Annotated in this window: 5 protein-coding genes and 1 pseudogene; 3 read left to right on the top strand and 3 right to left on the bottom strand. The window is 70.1% G+C overall.

Features of this window, described 5'->3' with window-relative positions:
• On the bottom strand, positions 1–823 hold an 823-nt coding region (locus DJ69_RS08380), incomplete at its 3' end, for a biotin--[acetyl-CoA-carboxylase] ligase (RefSeq protein WP_099255206.1).
• Positions 824–957: 134 nt separating this feature from the next.
• Here DJ69_RS08380 and DJ69_RS08385 point away from each other — a divergent pair.
• A complete protein-coding gene (locus DJ69_RS08385) occupies positions 958–1,308 on the top strand; it encodes a 2Fe-2S iron-sulfur cluster binding domain-containing protein (RefSeq protein WP_099255207.1) in 351 nt (116 codons plus the stop codon).
• Positions 1,309–1,485: 177 nt separating this feature from the next.
• On the top strand, positions 1,486–2,046 hold the full coding sequence (locus tag DJ69_RS08390) for a hypothetical protein (RefSeq protein ID WP_099255208.1): 561 nt from the start codon (positions 1,486–1,488) through the stop codon (positions 2,044–2,046).
• Between the two features lie 75 nt (positions 2,047–2,121).
• Here the strand turns inward: DJ69_RS08390 and DJ69_RS08395 are convergent, their stop codons facing one another.
• Positions 2,122–3,063, bottom strand: a complete 942-nt coding sequence (locus tag DJ69_RS08395) for a DMT family transporter (protein WP_099255209.1) — start codon at positions 3,061–3,063, stop codon at positions 2,122–2,124.
• Positions 3,064–3,245: 182 nt separating this feature from the next.
• Between DJ69_RS08395 and DJ69_RS08400 the strand changes: the two genes are divergently transcribed.
• Positions 3,246–3,728 carry an Lrp/AsnC family transcriptional regulator gene (locus DJ69_RS08400; protein WP_099255210.1) on the top strand — a complete coding sequence of 161 codons (483 nt, stop codon included), beginning with the start codon at positions 3,246–3,248 and terminating at the stop codon, positions 3,726–3,728.
• A 54-nt stretch (positions 3,729–3,782) separates the two neighbouring features.
• Here DJ69_RS08400 and DJ69_RS08405 read toward each other — a convergent pair.
• Positions 3,783–4,214, bottom strand: a pseudogene (locus DJ69_RS08405) (Glu-tRNA(Gln) amidotransferase subunit GatE); the annotation flags it as partial.

Here is a 4,214-nt window from a genome sequence, read left to right on the forward strand (position 1 = left end):
TCGCGCGCTCGCGCCACGCCGGGAGGATCCGGTCCATCCGGTCCGGCGCCCCCGCGAGCGCCGCGAAGCGTTCGAGGAGCGTCGCGGCGAACCGGCGCCTGTCGACGGGGTCGCCGAGCTCCTCCCGCAGGGAGGTCGCGCCCGGCGGGAGAGCGTCGGAGCCGATGTTCGCGTTGACGCCGATCCCCGCGACGAGCCACGAGACGCGGTCGGCCTCGCCCTGCATCTCCGTGAGGATGCCCGCGAGCTTGCGACCGCCGCGACCTTCGGTGTCGGCGTCGCGATCGGGCTCTCCGTCGAGACCGCCCACGAGCACGTCGTTCGGCCATTTGATGTGGGCGTCGACGCCCGCCTCCCGACAGGCGTCCGCGGTCGCGACCGCAGCCGCGAGCGTGAACAGCGGGGCGCGGGCGGGCGGCACGTCGGGTCGGGTCACGAGCGAGAGCCAGACCCCGCCGCTCGGCGCGACCCACTCGCGGTCGAGCCGCCCCCGTCCCCCGCTCTGCTCGTCGGCGACGACCGCGACGCCGTCGGCCCCCTCGGTCGCCAGGTCGCGGGCGCGGTCGTTGGTCGACGGGAGCCGGTCGTGGTACTCGATCGCGTAGGGGGCGTCGAGCCCGAACTCGATGCCGGCGGCGGAGTAGCCGGGGTCATCGGGAGCGACGTACCCCTCGGGCGTCGACTCGACCGCGAACCCCTCCTCCCGGAGAGACTCGACCGCCTTCCACACCGCCGCTCGCGACACGTCGAGGTCGGCGGCGAGCGCGGGGCCGGAGACTGGGCCGTCGCCGAGGGCGTCGAGCAGCGCGCGACGCGTGTCCATGTCGTCCGGGTCGACGCGGACCCGCAAAGCCGTTCCGGGTCCCGCTTCGCGTCACGCCGGCGAACCGACCGGCTTGTCGGCGCGAGGGCGGAGCGAGCACAGTCCTATCCGTTCGGAGCCCGAATCCCGATCGCATGACCGGCTCCGGCGACGACACCGTTCCGCTGACCGTCCTCGACGGCGACGAGCGCACCGAACTCGCGGTCGCCCCCGGACGGAACCTCCGTCGGGTGCTGTTGGAGGCGGGGCTGTCGCCGTACGCCGCCGCGACGCACCGACTCAACTGCCGGGGCCGGGGGCTCTGTGCGACCTGCGGCGTCCGGATCCGCGAGGGGCCCGCACCCGAACACTGGCACGACAGCGTGGCGGACCGGTTCGGCTACCCGCGGCTCTCCTGTCAGGTGGCCGTCGACGAGGCGATGACCGTCGAACTCGTCGACAAGCTGGTGTGGGGCTCTCGGGAACCCTCGCCCGCTTCGGAGTGAGCCGTACTCGCGCGCGGCTACCGCGGTGGAACCGGTCGCGGTCCGATCCGGGGACACCGGGTTTCCGGTGAAACGGCGAGCGGTATCGTATCGCATGGACCCGCTGCAGAACCGCCGATCGGCGCTTCGATTCGGGCTCGGCGCAAGACACAAGGTCTCACGGGCGAATTCTCGGGCATGCAACCCTCCAAGGAGCGCGAGGCGTCCGACGGCGACCCGATGGACGACCTCGACGACCTCCTCGACGACGACCTCGCGAACGGCGGGGGTGACGGCGACACCGGGGACGGTTCGGACACCGGGAGCGACTCGGGGTCGAGCGAGGGGCGCGGACCCGCCGGTCGCGTCGGGATGGACGGACGCTGGTTCTCCGCGAAGTCGTTCGCCGTCGCGCTCGCCGCCGTCGCGCTCGGCGTGTTCGCCGGCGGCGCGATCCCGCTCATCGGAGGGACGATCGGCTCGGCCGCCGGGGTGTTTCTCGCGGCGTTCCTGGTCGGGTTGGTCTTCTCAGCGGGGAAATACGTCGAAACCGGCCTCGCCGGGGTCGCGGCCGGCGCGGGCACCGCGGTGACCAGCGTCCTCGGGATCGGCTTCCTCCCGATCGGGATCGACTACCTCTCGCAGTGGGGACTCCCGCTGCTCGCGGTCGGCGGCGGGGCGGGGCTGGTGCTGGCGCTGCTCGGCCACTACTTCGGTCGAGACCTCCGGGCGGGGCTGACGGCGGATGTCGGCGGTTGAGGACAGGGCCCGGAAAAACGCCGGTGACGCTCGGTGCTCTACACGCTCGGTGCGATGGGTCGCTTCTGCCGTCCGTTAGCGCGCACCGAGCGCGTCTTCGATGCCGACGTAGGCGGCGATCTCGTGGCGTTCGAGGACGACGAAGCCGACGAGGATCGCCACGAACCCGATGATCGCCTCGCCGTCGATCAGGCTGCCGAGCAGGACCCAGCTCCCGACCGCGGCGACGACGGGCTCCGCGTAGCCGACGAGGTGGAGCTGGGCCGGGCCCACCTCGTCGAGCAGCGCGAAGTAGATCAGGAACGCGACGACGCCCGACAACAGGGTGAGATACGACAGCGACACGATCGACGTGGTGTTCCAGACGATCTCCCCGGGCGACTCACCCAGCAGGGCGGCCCCGACGAACAGCATCCCGGCGCCGGACACCATCGCCCACCCCTGCAGCGCGGCGATCGGGAGGTCGGTGCGGAGCGGGCGGAGCAGCACCGCGCCGAGCGAGAAGGCGACCGCACCGGCGAACGCGAGGCCGGCGCCGAGCAGGGCGGAGCTTCCGAGTCCCGCCTGCATCGGGTCGGCGATCACTATCACGCCGAGGATCCCGAGCGCGAACCCGCCGATTTCGAGGGGGCCGAGCCGTTCGTTCGGGAGGAGGAGCGCCGCGAACGTCGCGGTCAACACGGGTGCGAGGCTCACGATCACGGCGGCGACCGCGCCCGTGATGTGGAGTTCGGCGACGTACAGCAGGCCGTGGTACGCGGCGATCACGAAGGCCCCGGCGACCGCGACGCCGAGCCACTCGTCGCGGCCGCGGGGAAGCGTCCTGTCGGACACGAACGCGGCGAAACCCAGCACAACTGCGCCGGCGACGGCGTAGCGCACGCCGGCGAACAGGAGCGGCGGGAAGTAGTGCAGTCCGGCCTCGATGGCGACGAAGGAGGTGCCCCACAGGGTCGCGAGGAGAACGAACGCGGCGACGATCGATTCGGGAGTGGAAATGAGGTTCCGCAGATCCATTGGCTGTCTATTCGAAATCGGCAGAGATAGTTAAACTATTCTCCCGAATCATCCCATATTGGAAATGAACAATCACACATACGAATCTAATGCGACTTGCCTTCGAAAGGGGCGGCTATTTTGAATTTGGATACAAGTATATCGGTCGTAATATATAACAGACCATCACGCGAACGGGAGGTATGGACGAGCGCGACGTGCGGCTGTTGAAGGCGATCTCGGACCTCGGCACCGGGAGCCCCGAGCGGCTCCACGAGGAGACCGACATTCCGGTGTCGACGATCCACTACCGGCTGAACAACCTCCGCGAGGACGGCGTGATCGAGAACGACCTGTACGACCTCGACCACGAGGCGCTCGGGCTCGGCGTCACCGTGATCGTCGAGGTGCTCGCGGACTACGAGGGCCCCTACGAGGAGTTCGCGGAAGAGTTGCTCGCGGTGGAGGGCGTGACCGAGGCGTTCTTCACGATGGGCGAGACCGACTTCGTCGTCCTCGCGCGGCTCTCCTCGTCGGACACCGTCGAACGGCTCATCAGCGACTTCGAAGCGATCCCCCAAGTCGAGCGCACGAACTCGACGTTCACGATCGCCACCCTGCGCGACGAGCCCCGCGCGCCGGCGACGTACGACCTCGACACCCTGATCGCGGAGCTAACCGACTGAGAGAACAGCGTGCGGCCGGCGCGACGCCCCGCGTTCGGACTCGAACGCAGCGCCTTACGACCGCTTCCCGATCTCTTCGCGGAGCACGTCGGAGACGACCTCGCCGTCGGCCTTCCCGCGGAGCGCGCCCATCGCTTCGCCCATGAGCCCGGAGAACGCGCCCATCCCCTCCTCTTCGATCTGGTCCGCGTTCCGCTCGACGACTTCCACCACGGCCTCCCGAACTTCGGCCTCGCTCACGCCTGACAGGCCCGCCTCCTCGACCGCCTCGGCCGCCGACAGCGACGGGTCCTCCGCGAGCGTCGTCAGCACTTCGGGAACCCCTTCCTTCGCGAGGTCGTCGTCCTCGACGAGCGCGAACAGGTCGAGGAAGTGGTCGTCGGTCAGGTTCTCGACGGGCGCCCCGTCGCGGCGGATCTCCGTCGTCGTCGACTCCAGCGTCGACGCGGCGAAGGTGGGGTCGACGCCGCGGTCGACCGCGGTCTC

The sequence above is a fragment of the Halorubrum persicum genome (assembly GCF_002727125.1).
Lineage (GTDB): Archaea > Halobacteriota > Halobacteria > Halobacteriales > Haloferacaceae > Halorubrum > Halorubrum persicum.

Coding starts and splice junctions, on each gene's coding strand:
- DJ69_RS08395 (WP_099255209.1), bottom strand. CDS start 3,063: ATGGATCTGCGGAACCTCATTTCCACTCCCGAATCGATCGTCGCCGCG.
- DJ69_RS08400 (WP_099255210.1), top strand. CDS start 3,246: ATGGACGAGCGCGACGTGCGGCTGTTGAAGGCGATCTCGGACCTCGGC.
- DJ69_RS08390 (WP_099255208.1), top strand. CDS start 1,486: ATGCAACCCTCCAAGGAGCGCGAGGCGTCCGACGGCGACCCGATGGAC.
- DJ69_RS08385 (WP_099255207.1), top strand. CDS start 958: ATGACCGGCTCCGGCGACGACACCGTTCCGCTGACCGTCCTCGACGGC.